The sequence below is a fragment of the Flavobacterium sp. UBA4197 genome, assembly GCF_002379575.1.
Classification (GTDB): domain Bacteria; phylum Bacteroidota; class Bacteroidia; order Flavobacteriales; family Flavobacteriaceae; genus Flavobacterium; species Flavobacterium inviolabile.
Map to the genome: position 1 here is coordinate 78,067 of NZ_DFUB01000008.1, position 20,499 is coordinate 98,565.

Here is a 20,499-nt window from a genome sequence, read left to right on the forward strand (position 1 = left end):
CAGTGCAACAGTATCACAATTGGTAGCAACAGGAACGGGAGTACAATGGTATAATGTTCCAACCGGAGGTACAGCGATGGCAGCAACAGATGCTTTGGCAACAGGTACGTACTATGTGACACAAACAATTTCGGGATGTGAAAGTACAAGACTATCAGTTTCGGTTACTGTAAATGTAACACCACAACCTGGTGGAGCAACAACACAGACAATCACTGTAAATACACCGGCAGAAGCAACAATCGAAGATTTGGTAGCGACCGGAACAGGTATAATCTGGTACCCTACACTGGCAGATGCACAGGCGGGAACAAATGCCATTCCGGCAGGAACACAACTGGTAAACGGTTCTACCTATTATGCAACGCAAACAGTGAGCGGATGTGCCAGTACTACAGCACTTGCTGTTACCGTAACAGTTACATTGGGAACATCATCATTTGATAAAAACCAATTCAAATACTATCCTAACCCGGTTATTGATAACATCACGTTTAGTTATGCTGAACCAATCAATACAATTGAAGTATTCAATATGTTAGGACAACGGGTTATTTACAAAACAGTAAACATGACAACGATAGAAATCGACATGACGCAATTAGCCGCAGGAACTTATACGGCTCATTTGAAATCTGGAGATGCAAAAGAGATCGTTAAGGTGGTTAAAAGGTAGATAATTAACGTAAATACTTTAAAATAGTCTAAGAAATATTTCTTAGACTATTTTTTTTGAACTTAATTAAGGGTAATATTGTTATATTACTGTTTCTTATTGATTCTTTTTAACGTTAACAAAACTTGATGTTAAAAAAATATGGTGTTTTCATTGATTTTGCATTTATAATTGTTAAAATAGATATATGTCATTTATAGTGTTATTATTTTGTTAAATTAGCCGCGATAAACTAATGACACTATTTTATGAAAAACTCTACTTTTTTGAGTGGATTTCGATGGCGTAATGCATTGAAAATTCACTGGAATTTTAGTTGTTTGTTATTGTTTGCACTTTTGTTAGGACAACAGGTCAGTGCGCAGGGAACACAAACAACACTATTAATTAACCCCAATGCAGAAGGCGGCTTCGAAACCGGAACAACGTTTGCCAGCAATGGATGGACGGCGGTTAACGGAACGACCAATACTTGGAACGTAGGAACTGTTCCGGGTTGGTTTACCGGTACTGGCGGTGCTTATGTTTCTAATAACTCAGGAGCAGCATGGGCTTATACCAATAATACGGCGAACCGTTCACATTTTTATCGTGATGTCACTTTTCCGGCCGGTGTAACGGCAGTAGATCTGGTATTTGACTGGAGAGGAAATGGAAATGATACAGATTATGACAACCTGTTAGTGTATCTTGTAGACACAACGGTTACTCCGGATACGGCTGGTCCAACCGGAACCAATACAACTACGACAGGATGGACGGGTTATACTAGTGCTACTACAGGGTATTACCTGTTACAACGTAGCGGAACGGTAACGCCTACTACAACTACAAGCGTAACCTATTCACTTACTGCAGCACAAAGAACGTATGTTGCAGGGAAAACAAAACGTCTTGTTTTTGTATGGAAAAACGATGGATTGGGTGGAACAAATCCACCGGCATCTGTAGATAATATCTCTTTAACGGCAGTAGCACCTACCTGCTTAATACCTTCGAATATTACAGCAACAGCTGTTGCAACACAAACTGCGACAATCAACTGGACAGCTTCCGGTTCTGCCCCTGCAAGCGGGTATGAATATGAAGTGAGAACCAGTGGAGCAGCGGGTAGCGGAACAACTGGTTTGACAGTAGCAAATACTACAGCAGCCGGAGTTACTACAGCTAATATTAGCGGACTTACATCGGCGGTTACCTATTCTGTTTATGTGAGAGCAAATTGTGGTTCAGGCGATTTTAGTGCCTGGACAGCAGCGGGTACATTTACAACATTGTGTTCACCATCTGCAATTCCGCACATAGTACCGATCGAAGCGGTAACGGTACCTGCAATTCCTGCATGTACTACCGTTCAGAATGTTAATAATGATACCAGAACATGGATAAGTTATGCCTCTATAGCAGGTATTACAGGAAAAGTAATGGGTTATCCATACCATGGTAGCAATGCAGCAAATGACTGGTTTTTTACTAACGGATTAGAATTAACGCAAGGTGTTAGCTACCGTTTGAAATTCAAATATAAAGATGCAGCCTATGCTGAAAAACTTAAAGTAGGTATTGGTACTACTGCTGTAAATACGGCAATGACCACTACTTTGTTTGATGTGACTACAGGAAATACAAGTACAGTAGTAGCAAAAGAAATTGATTTTACGGTACCAACTACCGGAGTTTATAACATTGGATTCCAGTGTTATTCTGCGGCGAATATGAACATTTTATACGTAGGAGAAATTGCTGTTGAGGTGACTCCTTCTTGTCTTGTGCCTACAGCAGTTAATGCTTCGGCTATCACGATGACAACGGCAACTATCGGTTGGACAGCTCCGGCGACAGCTCCGGCAAACGGATACCAGTATGAAGTAAGATCAAGTGGTGCAGCGGGAAGCGGTGCAACAGGTCTTGCTGCTTCAGGTAATACGGCAGCAGGTGTTGTTACAGCTAACGTAGCTACTTTAACTCAGGCTACAGTTTACACGGTTTATGTGCGATCTGCTTGTGGCGCTACAGATTTTAGTGCCTGGACAGCTGCCTATACTTTCACGACAGTATGTGATAATGCTGCGATTCCTTATACAGTGCCTATTGAAGCGGTAACTGTACCAGCAATTCCAATGTGTACTACCGTTCAGAATGTGAATAATGATACCAGAACATGGGTGAGCTATGCTACTACAACTGGTATTACAGGAAAAGTAATGGGATACCCTTACCATGGTACCAATGCAGCAGATGATTGGTTCTTTACTAACGGATTAAATTTAACACAAGGTGTTAGCTACCGTTTGAAATTTAAATATAAAGACTCCGGATATGCTGAAAAACTTAAAGTAGCGGTGGGTACTACTGCTGTAAATACAGCAATGACAACCACTTTATTTGATGTAACTACAGGAACAGGAACTACTGTTGTAGCGAAAGAAATTGATTTCACAGCACCGGCAACAGGCGTTTATAACATCGGATTCCAGTGTTATTCTGTAGCGAACATGAGTACTTTGTATTTAGGAGAAATTACGGTTGAGTTAGCGCCAACTTGTTTGCCGGCTTCAGCAACAGCTGTTTCAGCGATTACAAAAAATACAGCTACCATTTCATGGACAGCTTCTACATCAGCTCCGGCAAGCGGATATGAATATGAGATCAGAACAAGTGGTGCAGCCGGAAGCGGTGCAACAGGTCTTGCAACTTCTGGTACTACTGCTGCAGGAATTGTTACTAAAAACGTAACAGGTTTATTGCCTTCAACGGCTTATGCCGTTTATGTTCGTGCAAATTGCGGAGCAGGAGATTTCAGTACATGGACAGCAGTAACGAACTTTACAACCAGTTGTGATTATTTTGATATAACAGGAACAACACCTGCAACAATCTGCGGACAGGGAACTGCTAACTTAGGAGTAACGACTACAGGCGGAACAGTAAAATGGTACGCGGCAGCTACAGGCGGAACAGCATTGGCAACCGGAGCGACATATACAACTCCGGTAATTAATGCCACTACATCTTATTGGGCTGAAACAAGTGTTCTGGGTACTCCGGCATCAGTAGGTCCGGCTTCTCCAACAGCACAGGGAGGTACTATAGGAGTGCAAACAACGGCTTGGAATGTGAACTTTACAGTTACTCAAAATACAGCATTGGCATCTGTTGATGTTTTCCCGGTAACTTCAGGGCAAACAGGAGCGATCGTTGTTAGAAGCAGTACCGGTACTGTTATTGCGACGTATCCGTACACGACAAATGTATCCGGTGGTGCAACAGCACAAACCATTACATTGAACCATGTGTTCGCACCGGGAAGCTACCAGTTGTATCCAACCTTGCCAACAGCTGGTTTATCAAGAAATACTACCGGAGCGGTTTATCCTTACACCTCTTCTGTAGCAAACATTACCGGAAATGGTTATGATGCAGCTTACTTTATGAGCTTCTATAACTGGGTGTTCCAGTCTTCATGTGTTTCTCCAAGAACAGAAGTTGTGGCTACGGTAACAACACCACCAACTTTTGCTTTGAGCACTAACAGTACAACAGCTGTTTGTAGCGGACAAGCTGCTGCTGCGGTAACTATCGCAACAGGAGCGGCAGATTATGATACTTTCGTTTGGTCACCGGCAACAGGCGTTACCGGAAATGCAGCTAACGGATGGGTATTTAATCCAACAGCTACGACAACTTATACTTTAACAGCGTCACAATCGGCAGGTGCTTGTACTACTACAGCAAATGTAGTAGTGAACATCAACCCGCTACCGGTTGTTGCGGCTTCTGCAGCAAACGCAACCGTTTGTGAAGGAACTTCGACAACATTATCAGCAATAACGATTGCTCCGGGAACGGTTGCTATTGGAACAGGAACAACCTTAACATCGGCAACTACACAACCGACAGCTTTCTGTAACCGTTTTGATCAATACTGGAACCAAACGGTTTATACCGCTGCAGAACTTACAGCTGCCGGATTAAAAGCAGGAAATATCACTTCGATTGCTTATAACATTACCACATTAGGTGATGCCGCTAATGTTACGAATTTCACAATCAGAATCGGAACTACGACTAACAGTACGTTAACAGCGTTTACAACAACAGGATTAAACCTTGTTTACGGACCATCTACCTATGCTCATGCTGTAGGTGTAAATACCATTACATTTGCAACACCTTATGTTTGGGATGGTGTATCGAACATTATTGTTGATGTAAGACATGATGGCGTTGATGCTACAAATAATTCCATAACTTATTACACAACAACTACCGGAAACATGACTATTTCGGCTGTTTCGTCAACACCGTCTTCTACTACGGTATTGTCTACAACAAACCCGACAGGAACAGTGTCTACACAACGTTTGAATGTAGTATTCGGAGGTCAGGTTGTTTCAACAGGAGCTGGAACCATAGACTGGACCTGGACACCGGGTAACTTAACCGGAAGTACAGTAACAGTATCGCCAGCAACAACGACAACCTATACGGTTAGAGGAACAAATTCCGCTACAGGTTGTTATGCTGAATCTACGGTAACGGTAAACGTAACGTCTACACCGGCGCCAACAGGAAACAGTACACAAACAATCAATGCCAACACGGCTGCTGATGCAACAATTGAAAGCATCGTTGTAACAGGAACGGCTGTAGTTTGGTATCCAACGGCTGCTGATGCATTGGCAAATACAAACCCGATCGCTGCCGGAACACAATTAGTAAGCGGAACAACTTATTATGCAATGCAAACAGTTGGCGGATGTAGAAGTGTTAGCCCGTTAGCGGTTACTGTAACCGTAACATTAGGTACTTCTTCATTTGATATCGTAGGATTGAAATACTATCCAAACCCTGTAGTAGATGTGTTTACAGTAACCTATACAGATGCTATCACATCGGTTGAGGTATTTAACTTGGTTGGTCAGCGTGTAATTGCAGTAAAACCAAATACAAATACAGCGCTTTTAGATATGAGCACTTTACCAACAGGAGCTTATATTTTACAGGTAAAAGCAAATGGTCAATCACAATCCATTAAAGTGATTAAAAAATAAGTTTTTTGATTTTTAGGAAAAGCCGCTCAAATGAGCGGCTTTTTTTATGGGGCAAAATGCGAATTATTCATTTTAAAAGTTAATTATACAGGATCTTTGTTGTTATTTTGTTATAATAGTTTTTTTATGATGTTAAAATGCTGTTTTTAGTGCTTTTGTGATTAATATTTTTTTACATTGGTATAGTATAAACTAATACTATATCATTCATGGAGAAAACTACTTTATTAAAAATGAATCACTGGCAAAAAGTATGGGGGCAGAAATGGAACGCCTGCTATTTGCTGGTAATGGCTTTCCTTATCGGACAGTCAATGACAGCACAAACAGTGCTGATTAATCCCGCTGCAGAAGGTGGATTTGAAAACGGAACAACATTTGCCAGTAACGGATGGACACAGGTTGACGATACTACTAATAAATGGGCTTTAGGAACAGTTCCAGGGTGGTTTTCGGGATCAAGAGGTGCTTATGTTTCCAGTGATTCCGGAACAACATGGGGCTATAATGCGGGAGCAACCAGCCGATCACACTTTTACAGAGATGTGGCTTTCCCGGCCGGCGCTACTGCAGTTAATTTAGCTTTTGACTGGAGAGGTAACGGAAACGACGGTAACTATGATAACCTGATGGTGTATGTAATGGATACCAGTATTACGCCATCTAATGTTGGTCCTACAACAACAAATACAACAACAACCGGTTGGACGGGCTATACTAATGGCACTACAGGCTATTATTTATTACAGCGTAGCGGTACATCGGCTCCCACAACAACTACTGCGGTAACATATACCTTTACAACGGCACAATTAAATTACGTTTCCGGAAAAACAAAACGTCTGGTATTTGTTTGGAAAAATGATGGTTCAGACGGGGTGAATCCACCGGCTTCTTTAGACAATATCTCTTTAACAGCTACGGTACCAAGCTGTATTGCGCCTACAGCGGTTACTGTTGCAGGCATTACAAAAAATGCAGCAACTATTTCATGGACAGCTCCTGCATCAGCTCCTGCAAGCGGATATGAATATGAGATCAGAACGAGTGGTGCAGCCGGAAGCGGTGCAACAGGTCTAACAACGTCAGGAACTACAGCAGCCGGAATTGTTACTAAAAACGTAACCGGCTTGGCAGCTTCAACAACATATTCGTTATATGTCCGCTCCAACTGCGGTAGCGGCGATTTTAGTGCATGGACCAGTGTAACAAGTTTTGTAACAGCCTGTGATTATGCCGATATTACCGGAACCACACCGGGCAGTATTTGCGGTAACGGTTCTGCAACTTTGGCAGCAACGGCAACCGGCGGAAACCTTAGCTGGTATGCGGCAGCAACCGGCGGAACGGCATTAGGAACCGGAGCTACATTTACAACACCGGTAATTTCAACAACAACCTCTTACTGGGTTGAGGCAGGAGTGCCGGGAGTAGCATCACTGGGACCTCTTTCGCCAACAGCACAGGGTGGAACGATAGGAACACAAACAGTAGAATGGAACGTTAACTTCACAGTTACACAAAATACAACCTTAACATCTGTAGATGTTTTCCCGGTAACGTCAGGGCAAACAGCAGCTATTATTGTTAGAAACGGTTCGGGTACTGTAATTGCTACTTATCCGTACACCACAAATGTATCCGGAGGTGCAACAGCACAAACCGTTATATTAAACCATGCGTTAACACCGGGAAGCTACCAGTTGTATCCAACCTTGCCATCGGCTGGTTTATCAAGAAATACTACCGGAGCGGTTTATCCTTACACCTCTTCTGTAGCAAACATTACCGGAAACGGGTATGATGCAAATTACTATATGGGCTTCTATAACTGGGTGTTCCAGGCATCATGTGTTTCTCCAAGAACAGAAGTTGTGGCTACGGTAACAACGCCACCGGCATTTACATTAAGTACAAACAGTACAACAGCTGTTTGTAGCGGGCAGGCTGCTGCTGCGGTAACTATCGCAACAGGAGCGGCAAATTATGATACTTTCGTTTGGTCACCGGCAACAGGTGTTACCGGAAATGCAGCTAACGGATGGGTATTTAATCCAACGGCTACCACAACCTATACCTTAACAGCCTCACAATCGGCAGGTGCTTGTGCTACTACAGCTAGTGTAGTAGTAAACATCAACCCGCTACCGGTTGTTACGGTTTCTGCAGCAAACCCAACCGTTTGCGAGGGCGCTTCCACAACATTAACGGCACTTACAAGCGTTATTGGTCCGGGAACTGTTGCTATCGGAACAGGAACAACCTTAACATCGGCAACAAACCAGCCAACAGCTTTTTGTAATCGTTTTGATCAATACTGGAACCAAACGGTTTATACCGCTGCAGAACTTACGGCTGCCGGATTAAAAGCAGGAAATATCACTTCGATTGCTTATAATATTACCACATTAGGGGATGCCGCTAATGTTACGAATTTCACGATCAGAATCGGAACTACAACTAACAGTACATTAACAGGATTTACAACAACAGGATTGAACCTTGTGTACGGACCATCTACCTATGCTCATGCTGTAGGTGTAAATACCATCACATTTGCAACACCTTATGTTTGGGACGGTGTATCGAACATTATTCTAGATATAAGACAGGATGGAGTAGATGCTACTAATAATGCGGTAACCTATTATACGGCTACTACCGGAAACATGACTATTTCGGCTGTTTCATCAACACCGTCTTCTACTACCGTATTGTCTACAACAAACCCGGCAGGAACAGTATCTACACAACGTTTGAATGTAGTATTCGGAGGCCAGGTTGTAACAACAGGAGCAGGAACTTTAGACTGGACCTGGACACCGGGTAACTTAACCGGAAGTACAGTAACAGTATCGCCAACAACAGCGACTACCTACACTGTTAGAGGAACAAACGCAACTACCGGCTGTTATACAGAAGCTACGGTAACGGTAAACGTAACGTCTACACCGGCACCAACAGGAAACAGTACGCAGACTATCAATGCCAACACGGCAGCTGATGCAACAATTGAAGACATCGTTGTAACGGGAACGGCTGTAGTTTGGTATGCAACCTCGGCTGATGCATTGGCAAATACAAACCCGATCGCTGCCGGAACACAATTAGTAAGCGGAACAACCTATTATGCAATGCAGACTGTTAACGGATGTAGAAGTGTTAGCCCGTTAGCGGTAACCGTAACCGTAACATTAGGTGCCTCTTCATTTGAAATCGTAGGCTTAAAATACTATCCAAACCCGGTAGTAGATGTGTTTACAGTAACCTATACAGATGCTATCACATCGGTTGAGATATTTAACTTAATTGGTCAGCGGGTAATTGCTGAAAAGCCAAATACAAATACAGCCCTTATTGATATGAGTGTGCTGCCAGCTGGAGCTTATATTTTACAAGTAAAAGCGAATGGTCAATCACAATCCATTAAAGTGATTAAAAAATAAGTTTTTTGATTTTAGGAAAAGCCGCTCATTTGAGCGGCTTTTTTTATTTTATAGAATGCTAAAAGTTAATTATAATAACACGCGCTATTATTTTGTTATAATACTCATTTTTAGCTATTAAAGTTCTGTTTTGTAATGGTTTGCGGTTTTTTAATGGTTATATTAGTTATGATATAAACCATTTAAAATTTTTATTTATGAAGAAAACTATTTTATTAAAAGAGAATTGCGGGCAAAGAGTATGGAGACTGAAATGGACTGCCTGCTGTTTATTTTTAATGGCTTTCCTTCTCGGACAGCCAATGAATGCGCAAACGGTATTGATTAATCCCAATGTAGAGGGTGGATTTGAAGACGGAACAACATTTGCCAGTAATGGATGGACACAAGTTGATGATACAAATAATAGATGGGTTTTAGGAACAGTACCGGGATGGTTTTCGGGAGCAAGAGGCGCTTACGTTTCCAATGATTCCGGAGTAACATGGGGTTATAGTACAACAACAACAAGCCGGTCTCACTTTTACAGAGATGTGGCTTTCCCGGCTGGTGTTGCAGCTGTTGATTTAGCTTTTGACTGGAGAGCAAACGGAAGCGACAATGACTGGGATAACCTGCTGGTGTATATAATGGATACCAGCATTACACCATCTACTGCCGGTCCGGCCACAACCAATACAACCAGTACAAATTGGACGGGCTATACAAATGGCACTACAGGCTATTTTTTATTACAGCGTAACGGGACGACAGTTCCCACGACAACTACAGCTGTAACGTATACCTTTACAGCAGCACAATTGAACTATGTTTCCGGAAAAACAAAACGGCTGGTATTTGTTTGGAAAAATGATGCTTCGGGCGGTGCAAATCCGCCGGCTTCGTTAGATAATATCTCTTTAACAGCGATGGTGCCAAGTTGTGTTCCGCCTACAGATGTTACTGTTGCAGGCATTACAAAAAATGCAGCGACCATTTCATGGACGGCTTCTGCATCAATTCCGGCAAGCGGATATGAATATGAGATCAGGACAAGCGGTGCAGCCGGAAGCGGTGCAACAGGTCTTACAACGTCAGGTACTACAGCTGCCGGAATTGTTACTAAAAACGTAACAGGCTTGGCAGCTTCAACAACATATTCGTTATATGTCCGCTCCAATTGCGGTGGCGGCGATTTTAGTGCATGGAGCAGTGTGACAAGCCTTATAACAGCTTGTGATTATGCCGATATTACCGGAACCACACCGGGCAGTGTCTGTGGTAACGGTTCTGCAACTTTGGGCGCAACGGCAACCGGCGGAATCCTTAGCTGGTATGCCGCAGCAACCGGTGGAGTGGCATTAGGAACCGGAGCGACATTTGCAACACCGGTAATTTCAGCAACAACTTCTTACTGGGTTGAGGCAGGAGTGCCGGGAGTAACATCGCTGGGACCTCTTTCACCAACAGCACAGGGAGGAACGATAGGAACACAAACAGTGGACTGGGATGTGAGCTTCACGGTTCTGGAAAATACAACCTTAACATCTGTAGATGTTTTCCCGATAACGTCAGGACAAACAGCGGCTATTATTGTAAGAAACGGTGCCGGTACTGTAATTGCCACTTATCCGTACACCACAAATGTATCCGGTGGTGCCACCCCGCAAACCATTACATTAAACCATGTGTTAACACCGGGTAACTATCAGTTGTATCCAGCCATGCCGTCGTCTGGTTTATCAAGAAATACTACCGGAGCGGTTTATCCTTACACCTCTTCTGTAGCAAACATTACCGGAAACGGTTATAATGCAAATTACTATATGGGCTTCTATAACTGGGTGTTCCAGGCAACATGCGCTTCTCCAAGAACAGAAGTGGTGGCTACGGTAACAACGCCACCGGCATTTACATTAAGTACAAACAGTACAACAGCGGTTTGCAGCGGTCAGTCCGGCAGTGCGGTAACAATTGCTACAGGAGCAGCAAATTATGATACTTTCGTTTGGTCACCGGCAACAGGCGTTACCGGAAATGCAGCCAGCGGATGGGTATTTAATCCGGCAGCTACCACAACGTATACCTTAACAGCTTCACAATCGGCAGGTGTTTGTGCGATAGCGACAAATGTAGTGGTAAACATCAATCCGCTGCCGGTTGTTACGGCTTCTGCCGCAAACCCAACAGTTTGCCAGGGGACTTCTACAACGCTAACGGCACTTACAAGTGTTATTGGTCCGGGAACTGCTGCCATCGGAACAGGGACAACAACCTTAACATCGGCAACAACCCAACCGACAGCTTTCTGTAACCGTTGGTCGCAATACTGGAATCAAACGGTTTATACCGCAGCAGAGCTTACGGCTGCCGGATTAAGAGCCGGTAACATCACCTCAATTGCTTATATCATTACCACTCTGGGTGATGCGGCTAATGTTACGAATTTTACGATCAGAATCGGAACAACGGCTAACAGTACATTAACCGGATTTACAACAACAGGATTAAACCTTGTGTACGGACCGGCTACCTATGCCCATACTATAGGTGTAAATACCATCACATTTGCAACGCCTTATGCCTGGGACGGCGTATCGAATATTATCGTAGATGTAAGGCAGGATGGGGCAAATTTGACAAATAATGCCATAACCTATTATACGGCAACTACCGGAAATAAAACGGCTTCAGCTGTTACCTCAACATTACCGACAACTTTTATATTGGCGGAAACGAATCCTTCTGCTGCTTTATCCGTACAACGCCTGAATGTGATATTCGGAGGCCAGGTTGTGACAACAGGAGCGGGAACTTTAGACTGGACCTGGACACCGGGTAACCTAACCGGAAGTACAGTAACGGTATCGCCAACAACAGCGACAACCTATACCGTTAGAGGAACAAACCCGGCTACCGGCTGTTATACAGAAGCTACGGTAATGGTAAATGTAACGACTACACCGCCGCCAACAGGAAACAGTACGCAGACTATTAATGTGAATACGGCTGCTGAGGCAACAATTGAAGACCTCGTTGTAACGGGAACGGCTGTAGTTTGGTACCCGACGGCTGCCGATGCATTGGCAAATACAAACCCGATCGCTGCCGGAACACAATTGGTAAGCGGAACAACTTATTATGCGGTTCAGACAGTTGGCGGATGCAGAAGTGTGAGCCCTTTGGCGGTGACAGTAACGGTAACGTTAGGGACTTCTTCATTTGAAATTACAGGCTTGAAATACTATCCGAATCCGGTAGCAGCTGTGTTTACAGTAACCTATACAGACGCGATTGCCTCGGTTGAGGTGTTCAATTTGATTGGTCAGCGGGTGATTGCCGAAAAACCGGCTACCAATACAGTACTTTTAGATATGAGTGTTTTGCCCGCAGGCGCCTATATTGTACAGGTAAAAGCCAATGGTCAGTCACAATCCATTAAAGTGGTTAAGAAATAAATTTTTTTTGATTTTAAAAAAAAAGCCTCTCCTCGGAGAGGTTTTTTTATGGAAATAATTAAAACCGGTGCTTAACGCAATGATAACCTTATGAATGGTATATGATAATGTGATAAACAAAGGTGGTGATGTGCTGGTCGTTATTTTTGTAACGCTCAAATTGAAAAGAACAAAAGAGCTAAAAACAGAATACGTTTAATGGATTTAAGAACATTATATCAACTAAAAGCGCCGGCTTTTTCCAGGATTTTCGGAGTATTGTTTCTCTTGATACTCGGTTTTACAGATAGTTATGGACAAAGTATTTTTAGTAATCCCATTACCGGCACCAATCCCAATACGGCAAACCCTTATACTGCCGGACAGCTTGTAAACCCGAATATAACCGTTTCCGGTATCGGAAGAGGATCTGGGATCAACGGAAGTAATACCAACAACAGGTATAATGCCACCGGATGGAATATAGGATCATTAGGAGCAACTCAGTATTTCGAATTTGTCTTAACGCCATCTGTCGGGTATGCCATCAACTTTACAAGCTTTGAATATACCGGACAGGCATCCGGCACAGGACCAACTTCTTTTGCATTCCGGTCTTCTGTCGATTCTTTTGCCGGTAATATCGGTACGGCAACGGTAAGCGGAACAACGATAAGCCTTTCCGGTGCTGCTTTCCAGAATATCACCCAGGCAATACGATTCAGGATATATGCATGGGGAGCATCCGGCGGAAGCGGGACATTCAGTATCAACGATTTTACGTTTAACGGACAGGTGGTTGCTGCCTGTACGCAGCCTGTGATTACAAGTTTTCTGCCAGCGTCAGCTCCGGTCAATACACTGGTGAAGATCAATGGGAATGGTTTCCTGAACGGTTCCGGAACCACTTCGGTTAAATTCAACGGTGTTCCGGCAACCTCATTTACGGTTATATCCAATACGTTAATTGAAGCGGTTATTCCGGTAGGAGCAACAACAGGAGCAGTGACCATTACAACAAATAACTGTACGGGTACTTCGGCAGCTTCTTATACGATACTATCCTCAAATTGTAGTACGCTTTACGCGGATTTGTTTATCTCAGAACTTTATGATGCCCAGGTTGGAGATGGAGGCGTGATAGAATTGTATAACGGAACCGGGGCAACAATTAATATGACCCAGTATTCCATTTTGAGATACGGAAATATTGGCGATGCTACACCTTCCTATACAATACCGCTTACCGGAACACTGGCATCGGGCAGTGTTTACCTTATCCGGATAGGAAACGATGCCCCGGTATGTACCTTTACGCCAAACATGACTTACAATACCGGTTTTAATGCCAATGATGCATTCGAACTGGTAAAAAATACAACGGTAATTGATGTGGTCAATGCACCCAATAATGCCGGTTACTCGGTAATCAGGCTCAATACGGTTCCGGCACCCAACAGCACTTTTGTGGACAGCGAATGGAATACTTCTTCTTCGGAAAGCTGTGCCGACATTGGCCTGCAAAATTATAACAACTCCACAACCACGGTGATTGCGCCGCAACCGGTTAATGCCATTATCTGCGAAAATCAGACAGCATCCTTTACGGTGGGTGTCAGCAATCCGGCAGGAGTCACCTATCAGTGGAAAATACTGAACAGTTCCGGAAACTGGGTAAATGTGACCAATTCGGCTACCTATTCCGGGGCAACAACGGCGACACTTACCGTGAATAACGTGCCGATAAGCTTCAACGGGAACCAGTATTATTGCTTTGTAAATATTTCAGGCTGCCAGGAAAGCTCGCATGCCGCTATGCTTACGGTGAAAACAAAACCGGTCACAGCGGGAATTTATTTTAATTAAAAAATTACTAAATAGAAAACATGAAACAGCATTATTTAAAAAATTTAATTTTCACACTTGTGTTGTTGGCATCCCTGGGAGGCTATGCGCAACAGACAATATGTGTGGGTGCGGTTAAAAACTATAGCGTAAATACTCCTGGTTCCGGTCCGGCAGGTTCTACCTACAGCTGGGTGGTAACACCCAATACTTTTGCGGGTACCATTACCGGAACACCCGGTGTAAATGCAAACAGTATTACCATTAACTGGGGAACAACACCGGCAGGGGTATATACCTTGCAGGTAACGGAAACCAATGCGGCCGGATGTCCGGGAACTCCGGTTGACGTAACGGTTACCATTGAAAATATTCCGGTTAACCCGACGGTAACAACGGTTCAGCCTACCTGTGCTGTGGGAACGGGTAGCATTACCGTAACCACTCCTGTAGGAACAGGACTTACCTATAGCATTGACGGAACGAACTATCAGGCAGGAACAGGATTTAACAACCTGGCGCCGGGAACCTATAATGTAACGGTTAAAAATGCAGCTGGCTGTATTTCCGGAATAACCCCGGTTACAATTAACGCACAACCGGCATTACCGGCAGCACCTACCGCAACATTAACACAGCCTACCTGTGCCGTTGCCACAGGAACCATTACAGTTACTGCTCCGGTAGGAACAGGTTATGAATACAGCATTGACGGAACGAATTATCAAACGGGTGTAGCTTTTAATAATGTGGCACCGGGATCGTATAATCTAACTGTAAAAAATCCGGCAGGATGTATCTCCAGCCCTATGGCAATAACGATTAACGCACAGCCGGCCGCGCCAACGGCACCAACGGTAACGCCAACGCAGCCTACCTGTGCCCAGGCGTTGGGAGCCATACAGGTAACAGCACCGTTAGGAGCAGGACTTACGTATAGTATTGACGGGGTTAATTACCAGGCCGGTACAACTTTTAATAACCTGACGCCGGGCAATTATAATGTAACCGTTCAAAGTGCAGGAGGATGTACTTCGGGAGCAACCGCGGTAACCATAAACCCGCAGCCTGCAGCGCCAACAACATCGGCTATTATTTTTAATTAAAGAGAAACAGCGATAAGCAACGGCTTAAAGCCGGAGTGAATAAAGAAAATAATGAGTAAAAGAACAGATACAAATAGTATATACGCAACTAAAGAAGAGGCAATAAAGTGTTCGAAAATGCAGCGGTATTTTAGAATGCTAACAGGGCTTCTGCTCTTAAGTACCGGGTTTGTCAGCTACGGTCAGCAATCGATTTGCTACGGAACCGCGACTTCGGTTTATAAGGTGGATGCTTTAGAAAACAGCGGTTTGGGAACTATAGGCTCTGTTTATGTATGGACTGTTTTAAATACCGGCTTTTCAGGAACCATAGGGTATGTAAATCCGCCCAGTACAAACCAGGTAACGGTTAACTGGGGCAATACGCCGCCTGGAACTTATACTATCCAGGTTCAGGAAAAAGACGCTGTTTCCGGCTGTCTGGGACCGGTACAGCAGTTAACGGTTGACCTGAAAAGTGCTCCGCAGCCCAATTTAGCAGATACTGTTGCCTGTGTTAATCCGGTTACGGGTGTTTTAGTAGATCCGGTTCTTTTAAATTCCGGAGTTCCGCAGGCAGGGAATACCTTTTTATGGACATTAAATAACATGCCGTTATCCGGGAATTCCAATACCCTTGTGGCAACACAGCCCGGAAATTATGCGGTAACGGTTACCCATACGGCTACCGGTTGTTCCGGTACTGATACGGCTACCATTGGAGTGTCTTCGGTTGCCGTTGCTTATGCGGTTGTAAAAGAAGCGTTTGAGCTGTATCAGGCAATTACGGTTACGGTTACACAGGGATCCGGCGATTATGAATACCAGTTAAATGACGGTCCTTTTCAGAGTGAGCCTGTTTTTTATGTGAACAAATCAGGATCATATACGATAAATGTAAGGGATACCAGAGGATGCGGTGAGGTACCACTCAAAGTAAATGTGCTGAATTATCCCCGGTATTTTACGCCAAACGGTGATTCCTACCACGATACCTGGAATATTACCGGTTTGCCAAATCCGGAAAAAGCAAAGATTACAATATTTGACCGCTATGGTAAAGTAATTAAACAAATTTCGCCCAAAGGAAGAGGCTGGGACGGAACCTATAACGGAAACCCGTTACCGTCTACCGATTATTGGTTTGTGCTGGATTATTATGAAGATGGAGTGCAAAAAGAATTCAAAGCCCATTTCAGTATGAAACGATAATTTACGTTTATAACCATAAATTATACCCTGTTACGTTGACAATATTGTTAATGTAACAGGGTATTTTGATTTTTAAATGTTAAAAAAGGGTGCAATGTTAAAATTAAATTAAATGTTATTCACTTGTTATCGTGTGTATTGTGAATTTTTATCGACGAAAAGTGTTAAAAAATTAATAAAATGTATTTCTATTGTTAATTAATGAAATAGTAACATACGCAATGTAAAAATTTGAAACATCTTTATACCTTTGGAGGCTCAAAAAAACAAATATTTATGAAACAAAAATTACATTATCATTTGCCTAAGTGTCTGATGTTGCTCATCATATGCTTATTGAGTGTAAACTCGTGGGGGCAAACAACGATCTTTAGCGTTTCGGGAGGCGGAGCTTTCCCGTCCGGATGGACAAGTGCAAATAATGTGCCTACAAATGACATTGATAAATCAAGTTATTATTTATTAGATGCCGGTAATCCAAGTGACGTAATCACAACAAGCAGTTATAATTTATCCAGCTACACAAGTGCTGTGTTTACTATAAATGTAGCTACTTTTGATTCGGGAACGGCAAATCCTGGAAAGATAGAAATATCCTATAATGGAGGAACTACTTTTACACAAACAACTACAACGACTACACCTTCAAGTTCTACTTATGTAGGATCGACTATAAATTTAAACTCTGTAAGTAGTCAGGTTGTTATAAGAATTTCAAATAATGGAACTTCTGGTCGTGGAATAAGAGTACAGGCTATTAAATTAGTAGCATCAGGTACTGCTACAGTTCCTGCTATAACAGCTACACCAAGTACTGTCCCGGGTTTTGGGAATGTTAATGTAGGAACAAATTCAGCAAACAGTACTGTAACAATTTCCGGAGCAAACCTGACAGGAGATATTACGGTTAATGCACCGTCTACAGATTTTCAGATAAGTAAAGACCAGTCAGCCTGGTCAGGATCAGTATCGTTAACGCCAACTTCTGGAACAATAACGAACGTACCGGTATATGTTAGATTTACTCCGCAATCTGTTGGAGCTAAATCCGGTAATATTACTTTTTCAGGTGGTGGTGTTTCTTCGCCTCCAACTGTAGCTGTTTCCGGAACGGGAACATTACAGACGCCTGTGACAACTGCAGCTACAACGGTACAACAGTTGCAATTTAATGCAAACTGGGAAACTGTTGCAGGAGCATCGGGATATCGTCTTGACGTAAGTGAACATGCAAGTTTTGGAATTGATACACCATCAAGTGTATTGGAAGAATTTGAAACAGGGCTTAGTACTTCCGGATATGGAACAGGTACTACTCCATTGGCTTCCGGAAACTGGGAAGTAGAAGATGTTATCAGAGCTGCGGCCAATCAGTCTGTGTCAGGATATGGAGCACAACTTAGAGCGAGTACTGGAAAAATGACCACACCAGGTTTTGCTAAAATAAGCACAATTACATTTTCAGCTAAAAGAGGGGCTTCTGCAACGACATTACAGGTTAGCAAAATTGTAAATGGGGTAACGACATTGCTTCAAACAATCAACTTGACAACATCACATAGCGATTATACCGTAAATGTCAATGAAACCGCTTCCGATGTTAAGATTTTGCTTGCAAATGGAGGAGGTAACCTGGCTTATGTAGATGAACTTACAATCAATTATACAGGATCAACACCATCTTTTGTTACCGGGTATAACGACAGAAATGTTGGTAATGTAACAACTTATGCAGTAACAGGATTAAATCCGAATACCGCTTACTATTACAGAGTGCGTGCAACAGCTACAGCTACTACTTCATCAAACTCAAATGTAACGACAGTAACAACAAAACTAAGTACAGTAACCTGGAACGGAACGGCATGGTCTAACGTAACAGGACCGGATGCGACTATTGAAGCAGTTATTGCCGGAGCTTACAACACCAATACAAACGGTGCGTTTACCACTAAAAAATTAACATTAAATTCAGGATCATTTACATTGGCATCCGGTACAAACCTTACTGTTGTAAATGAAGTAGTGAATAATATGACAGCAGCTGATTTTGTGATCCAGAACAATGCAAACTTAATTCAGACAAATGCTGTTGCCAATACCGGAGCAGTGACCCTGCATAGAAATTCAGCGCCAATTGTACGTTTGGATCATACTTTATGGTCTTCACCGGTAGAAGCACAAAATCTTTTCGGATTCTCTCCAAATACACTGACAAACCGTTTTTATACGTATCAAACGAGTACGAATACTTATGTAAACACCGGATTAACGGCAGCAACAACTTTTGTTGTTGGTAAAGGTTTTGCAGTAAGAGCACCAAACAATTACCAGGCTTCACCGGCAGCTGCATGGGAAGGAACTTTTGTAGGGAAACCAAACAATGGTAATGTAACATTTACATTAGAAACTACAGGTACCGGATACAACATGGTGGGTAATCCTTATCCGTCTGTTATTGATGGAGCGACTTTTGTAAGTAACAATACAACGATCGACGGAACTTTATACTTCTATGCACATACTTTAACGATGAATGCTCAGGGACAATTCCCGGCAGGAACAAACTATGCAACATGGACTCCGGGCGTAGGAGGAGTAGCGGCTACAGCCGGAACTTCCGGCGTACCGGCGAATGTGCCAAACGGTAAAATTCAGGTTGGACAAGGATTTATAGTAAAATCATTGCCGGCAGGAGGAAATGTAACTTTCGCAAACACAATGCGTGCTGCTGAAAACGGGAACCAGTTCTTTAAAGTGAGCAGTGCTAACGCTACGCTTCCGGAAACAGAAAAACACAGAATGTGGCTTAACTTAACCAATGATGCCGGAACAGCTTTCAACCAGATTCTGATTGCTTATGCAGAGGGCGCTACAGAAGGAGTAGACCGCGGTTATGACGGATTGGCATTCGGAACTACAGGAAGTGCTTTATCGTCTAAAATTGCCGGAGCAGACTATACTATCCAGGGACGTTCTTTGCCTTTCAATGCAGAAGATGTTGTGACTTTAGGATTTAAAGCGGCTACAGCAGGAAACTACAGCGTTACCTTATCGGCTATGGACGGAGTGTTCTTGGGAGCTCAGGATGTTTATTTAAAAGATAAAACAGCAGGAGTATTACACGACCTGAAAGCGGGTGCCTATGCATTTGCTTCAGCAGAGGGAACATTCGACAATCGTTTTGAAATCGTTTACAAAAACACTTTGGGAACGGTAGATACAACATTAGATGCTAATGCTGTTGTAGTATTCAGGCAAAATGCAGCGTTACATATCGAAACTAAAAATACGCAAATCAAAGACATTGCTATTTTTGATATCAGAGGCCGTTTGGTGTACCAGAAAGCAAATGTGAATGCTGGTTCTTTTGTGATTTCTGATTTAACTGCAGCGAATGAAGTATTATTGGTTCAGGTAAAATCGGAAGACAATAAAACAAAAACGGTTAAAGTAATTTATTAATAAAAAATACTTCGTGTAGTGTTGCGGCACTACACGAAAGTTGTACTATACATTAGGACTATGAAAAAGATATTAAAATACAGTTACGTCGTTATTTTTACACTATTGTTGGATGTGATGGCGTTTGCGGCAGAGGAGCCGGGTGATTTCGGTGATACTGACGATACAAATCCTACAGATACTCCGGTGCCAATTGACGGATATTTATTATGGCTGACGATCATTGCAATAGCTTTTGCTTTTTTTGTGATCAATAGAAGAAGAGCAGCACAATTGAATGAGTCGTCCTAAAATAGGTTG

The 20,499-nt window shown here is 42.9% G+C and carries 9 protein-coding genes; all 9 read left to right on the top strand.

The genetic code is table 11. The features are described 5' to 3' along the window. Positions 1–676, top strand: a 676-nt coding sequence (locus tag B3394_RS04700) for a T9SS type A sorting domain-containing protein (protein ID WP_286913543.1), incomplete at its 5' end; no start/stop codon positions are given. A 266-nt stretch (positions 677–942) separates the two neighbouring features. Further along, entirely contained in the window at positions 943–5,730 is a 4,788-nt protein-coding gene (locus B3394_RS04705; RefSeq protein WP_286913556.1) for a beta strand repeat-containing protein, read from the top strand. A 233-nt stretch (positions 5,731–5,963) separates the two neighbouring features. Continuing rightward, positions 5,964–9,176: a T9SS type A sorting domain-containing protein gene (locus tag B3394_RS04710; protein WP_286913566.1), complete on the top strand. Its 3,213-nt coding sequence runs from the start codon at positions 5,964–5,966 to the stop codon at positions 9,174–9,176. 197 nt (positions 9,177–9,373) lie between these two features. Continuing rightward, positions 9,374–12,613, top strand: coding sequence for a T9SS type A sorting domain-containing protein (locus B3394_RS04715; RefSeq protein ID WP_286913575.1), 3,240 nt, complete (start codon positions 9,374–9,376; stop codon positions 12,611–12,613). Between the two features lie 198 nt (positions 12,614–12,811). Continuing rightward, complete coding sequence (locus tag B3394_RS04720) at positions 12,812–14,458, top strand: lamin tail domain-containing protein (protein WP_286913579.1); 1,647 nt, start codon at positions 12,812–12,814, stop codon at positions 14,456–14,458. A gap of 20 nt (positions 14,459–14,478) precedes the next feature. Continuing rightward, positions 14,479–15,543 carry a hypothetical protein gene (locus tag B3394_RS04725; protein WP_177729841.1) on the top strand — a complete coding sequence of 355 codons (1,065 nt, stop codon included), beginning with the start codon at positions 14,479–14,481 and terminating at the stop codon, positions 15,541–15,543. Between the two features lie 51 nt (positions 15,544–15,594). Next, positions 15,595–16,734, top strand: a complete 1,140-nt coding sequence (locus B3394_RS04730) for a T9SS type B sorting domain-containing protein (RefSeq protein ID WP_286913581.1) — start codon at positions 15,595–15,597, stop codon at positions 16,732–16,734. Between the two features lie 276 nt (positions 16,735–17,010). Beyond that, complete coding sequence (locus tag B3394_RS04735; RefSeq protein WP_286913583.1) at positions 17,011–20,199, top strand: beta strand repeat-containing protein; 3,189 nt, start codon at positions 17,011–17,013, stop codon at positions 20,197–20,199. A 60-nt stretch (positions 20,200–20,259) separates the two neighbouring features. Beyond that, the gene (locus B3394_RS04740; protein ID WP_177729834.1) at positions 20,260–20,490 is read left to right on the top strand and encodes a hypothetical protein; all 231 of its coding nucleotides are present in this window, start codon (positions 20,260–20,262) and stop codon (positions 20,488–20,490) included. The last annotated feature ends 9 nt before the right edge of the window (positions 20,491–20,499 follow it).

Coding starts and splice junctions, on each gene's coding strand:
- B3394_RS04710 (WP_286913566.1), top strand. CDS start 5,964: ATGAATCACTGGCAAAAAGTATGGGGGCAGAAATGGAACGCCTGCTAT.
- B3394_RS04715 (WP_286913575.1), top strand. CDS start 9,374: ATGAAGAAAACTATTTTATTAAAAGAGAATTGCGGGCAAAGAGTATGG.
- B3394_RS04720 (WP_286913579.1), top strand. CDS start 12,812: ATGGATTTAAGAACATTATATCAACTAAAAGCGCCGGCTTTTTCCAGG.
- B3394_RS04725 (WP_177729841.1), top strand. CDS start 14,479: ATGAAACAGCATTATTTAAAAAATTTAATTTTCACACTTGTGTTGTTG.
- B3394_RS04730 (WP_286913581.1), top strand. CDS start 15,595: ATGAGTAAAAGAACAGATACAAATAGTATATACGCAACTAAAGAAGAG.
- B3394_RS04735 (WP_286913583.1), top strand. CDS start 17,011: ATGAAACAAAAATTACATTATCATTTGCCTAAGTGTCTGATGTTGCTC.
- B3394_RS04740 (WP_177729834.1), top strand. CDS start 20,260: ATGAAAAAGATATTAAAATACAGTTACGTCGTTATTTTTACACTATTG.